Origin of the sequence: Synechococcus sp. R6-7 (assembly GCF_047461695.1) — a bacterium.
GTDB lineage: Bacteria > Cyanobacteriota > Cyanobacteriia > Thermostichales > Thermostichaceae > Thermostichus.
Window position 1 is genome coordinate 1 of sequence record NZ_JANSHS010000541.1, and the last position, 3,476, is coordinate 3,476.

3 protein-coding genes are annotated in these 3,476 nt (G+C 58.6%); all 3 read left to right on the plus strand.

The annotated features are described in order from the left end of the window. Nucleotides 1–255 (plus strand): hypothetical protein (locus NW815_RS13925; protein ID WP_414416145.1); only part of this gene is annotated, 255 nt, incomplete at its 5' end. Between the two features lie 67 nt (nt 256–322). Continuing rightward, nucleotides 323–2,050: an ABC transporter permease gene (locus NW815_RS13930; protein WP_414390888.1), complete on the plus strand. Its 1,728-nt coding sequence runs from the start codon at nt 323–325 to the stop codon at nt 2,048–2,050. Between the two features lie 28 nt (nt 2,051–2,078). Beyond that, the gene (locus NW815_RS13935; protein WP_414416146.1) at nt 2,079–3,452 is read left to right on the plus strand and encodes a nitrate/sulfonate/bicarbonate ABC transporter ATP-binding protein; all 1,374 of its coding nucleotides are present in this window, start codon (nt 2,079–2,081) and stop codon (nt 3,450–3,452) included. The last annotated feature ends 24 nt before the right edge of the window (nt 3,453–3,476 follow it).

A 3,476-nucleotide genomic window follows, 5' to 3' on the forward strand; every position in this document is an offset into this window, starting at 1 on the left:
AAAGATGAATTCATTTCGCCTCGCTATCCCTACTGGGGCGAAGTGAAGCCGCAGAACCTAGTTTTTGATGCCAACCTGCAGGAATTTAGCAATAAAGTGTCCTTGATTTGTAGCTTGGAAACCGGGGGCAAAATTACCCCGGAAGAAGCCTACCGGCAAATCAAGGAGCTGTGGAAACAACTCAAGCAGACCAAAAAAGCCATCTTGGACAATCCCCAGTGGAAGGAATCTCCCCCCGACTTGCCGGAAGAGTAGCCGGCTGGATCCTGGCTAACCGCAAACGGTGTACACTGGGCGCGGATGCCGGGCTTGGTCAGGGAACATGAGGACTTTTCCTTCGCCGGAGGCGCTGCGTCGGCTGCCAGCGGGGGCTGCCGATGGGGCCATCATTCTGGGCACGTTGGTTCTCCTGGCCTTGGTGGCGCAGGTGGGGGTAGGGGCTTTTGAGCGGTTTCAGCCCCCGGCAGTGGTGCCCCGGATCGACTTGGATCCGCGCAACCTGCCCTACTATGCGGCCCGCTCCACCTTGCGCATGTTCATTGCCTTGGCCTTTTCCACCCTTTTTACCTTGGTCTATGGCTACATTGCTGCCAAAAGCCGCTGGGCCGAGCGAATTTTGATCCCCCTGTTGGATATCTTGCAATCGGTGCCGGTGTTGGGGTTTCTCTCCATTACCGTCACCGGCTTTATTGCCCTTTTTCCCGGCAGCTTGCTGGGGCTGGAGGCGGCTTCTATCTTTGCCATCTTCACCAGCCAGGTCTGGAACATGACCTTTTCCTTCTACCAATCCCTGCGCACGCTGCCTCAAGAGTTGGTGGAAGCCGCTACCTTGTATCGCCTGTCGGGGTGGCAGCGCTTTACCCAGTTGGAAGTGCCGGCAGCGATGGTGGGCCTCATCTGGAACGCCATGATGAGCTTTGGTGGAGGGTGGTTCTTTGTGGCAGCCAGCGAAGCCATCAGTGTGCTCAACCAGGAATACACGCTGCCGGGGCTGGGATCCTATGTGGAAGCGGCCGTCCAGGCGGAGGATCTGCCCAAGCTGGGCTGGGCGCTCCTGACCATGGCCGGGGTGATCCTGCTGGTGGATCAGCTCTTCTGGCGACCTTTGGTGGCTTGGTCGGATAAGTTTCGCCTGGAACAGAGCAGCGGGGCTGCTGCCCCCGAATCCTGGCTGTACGATCTGCTGACCACGGCGCGGATCCCGCGGCTGATCGGCAGTTGGCTGTCCCCCTTGGCAGAGTTGGTGGATCGGCTGTTGTCCCACTTAACTCGCCCCCGTTGGGTGGATCCCCTTAGTCCTGAGGCCGAGCGACGCCGCGAGCGGCTGCTGACTCAGCTTTCCTGGGCAGCTATTGGCGGCATTGGGATTTGGATTGTTGATTTTGTGGCCACCACTGTGGGCTTTGGGGAGGTGCTGCTGACCTTCGGGCTAGGGATCCTCACCCTGCTGCGGGTTAGCGTGTTGCTGGTGTTCGCCACGGTGATCTGGACTCCCATTGGGGTGGCCATTGGCTTTAATCCAAAGCTGGCAAAACTGCTGCAGCCGGTGGTGCAATTCCTGGCAGCTTTTCCCGCCAATTTCCTCTTTCCTTTTGCCACGTTGTTTTTTATCCGCACCCAGATCAGCATTGAGTGGGGCAGCATTTTGCTTATGTCGCTGGGAGCACAGTGGTATATCCTTTTCAACTCCATTGCCGGTGCCCAAAGCATCCCCACGGACTTGCGAGAAATGGCCGTGGATGTGGGCCTGCGGGGATGGCAGCGCTGGCGAAAGCTGATCATTCCAGGGATCTTTTCCGCCTGGGTCACCGGGGGAGTCACGGCCAGCGGCGGCGCTTGGAACGCCAGCATTGTCTCGGAGATTGTGGCCTGGGGATCCACCACCCTCAAGGCTACAGGATTGGGCACCTACATTGCCGAGGCAACGGCGGTGGGAGACTGGCCCCGCATTACCTTGGGCATTGGCATGATGAGCTTGTTTGTGGTGGGCATTAACCGTCTGTTCTGGCGACGGCTGTATCAGTTGGCGGAAGAAAAGTATCACCTTTAGTCTTTTCAGTTTCTGAGGCAATCTCTCTATGAGCTCTGCAGCTTCCCCCGTTTTAATTGAGGTTGAGAAAGTCTACAAGCGCTTTCCTTTGCCAGAGGGCAAGGGGGAGTTTACCGTTTTAAGCCAAATTGATTTGCAAGTGCGGGCAGGGGAGGTCTTGGCTCTGCTGGGCCGCAGCGGCAGTGGCAAAAGCACCCTTTTGCGCATCATGGCGGGCCTGATCCCCCCCAGCCAAGGGCGGGTGCTGAGCAACGGCCAGCCTCTACGCGGGCCTAACCCCGATGTGGCGATGGTGTTTCAGAGCTTTGCTCTCCTACCCTGGCTGACCGTGCAAGAAAATGTGGAGCTGGGGCTGCAAGCCCGAGGGATCCCCCGCGAGATCCGCCGGCAAAAGGCCCTGAAGGCCATTGACTTGGTGGGCTTGGATGGGTTTGAGAACGCTTACCCCAAGGAGCTTTCGGGGGGGATGAAGCAGCGGGTGGGCTTTGCCCGCGCCTTTGTCCTAGAGCCCAAGGTGCTGTTTATGGATGAGCCTTTTAGCGCTTTGGACGTGCTGACGGCGGAAAACCTGCGGGGGGAAATTGATGAGCTGTGGAATGCGCAAGCCTTCCCTTCCCAAAGCATCCTCATCGTTACCCACAACATCGAAGAGGCGGTGTTATTAGCGGATCGGGTGGTGATTCTGGGATCCAACCCGGGGCGGATCCGGGGGGAGGTGAGAATTGACCTGCCGCGGCCCCACGAGCGCACGGATCCCCGCTTTAAGTCCTTGGTGGACTACATCTACGAGATCATGACCAACCCCGAAATTGCTGTTACCGGAGAGGTGGCTCTGCCTGCGCTGGCTGGTGATAAGGCCACTTCCCCCTATGCCTTGCCTCTGCCCCATGCGCGGGTGGGCGGGATCAGCGGTCTGCTGGAGTTGATCGTGGAGTGGCCGCAAGGGCGGGCGGAGATTGCCGATTTGGCCGAGCGGCTGCAACTGGCCGTGGACGATCTGCTGCCGATTTTGGATGCGGCGGTGCTGTTGGGCTTTGCCGAGGTGGCCAGCGGGGTGGTGCAACTGACCGAAATTGGCCAGGACTTTGCCAACACCACCATCCTGCGCAGCAAGGATCTCTTCCGACAACAGCTATTGGCACGGGTTCCCGTGTTCCGCAGCATCTTGCAGACCCTGGAAGAAAAAGGCAGCCGCTCCATGCGGGCGGATTTCTTTTTGGATCTCTGGGATGAACATTTCCCCCACGCTGAAGCCGAACGGCAGTTTGCCACCGCCATTGACTGGGGACGCTATGCAGAGCTGTTTGAGTACGACGCCTCGGAAGAACGTCTCTATCTGCCCGAGCCAAGCGAGAGCTCCACTGCTCAAAAGCCTGTCGGTCTCAACTCTCGTTCCGAGTAAACTACCCGGCTCCGACCGCTAAGC

Bases quoted from the DNA above. Each gene is read 5' to 3' on its own strand.
- NW815_RS13935 (WP_414416146.1), top strand. From the start codon at position 2,079: ATGAGCTCTGCAGCTTCCCCCGTTTTAATTGAGGTTGAGAAAGTCTAC.
- NW815_RS13930 (WP_414390888.1), top strand. From the start codon at position 323: ATGAGGACTTTTCCTTCGCCGGAGGCGCTGCGTCGGCTGCCAGCGGGG.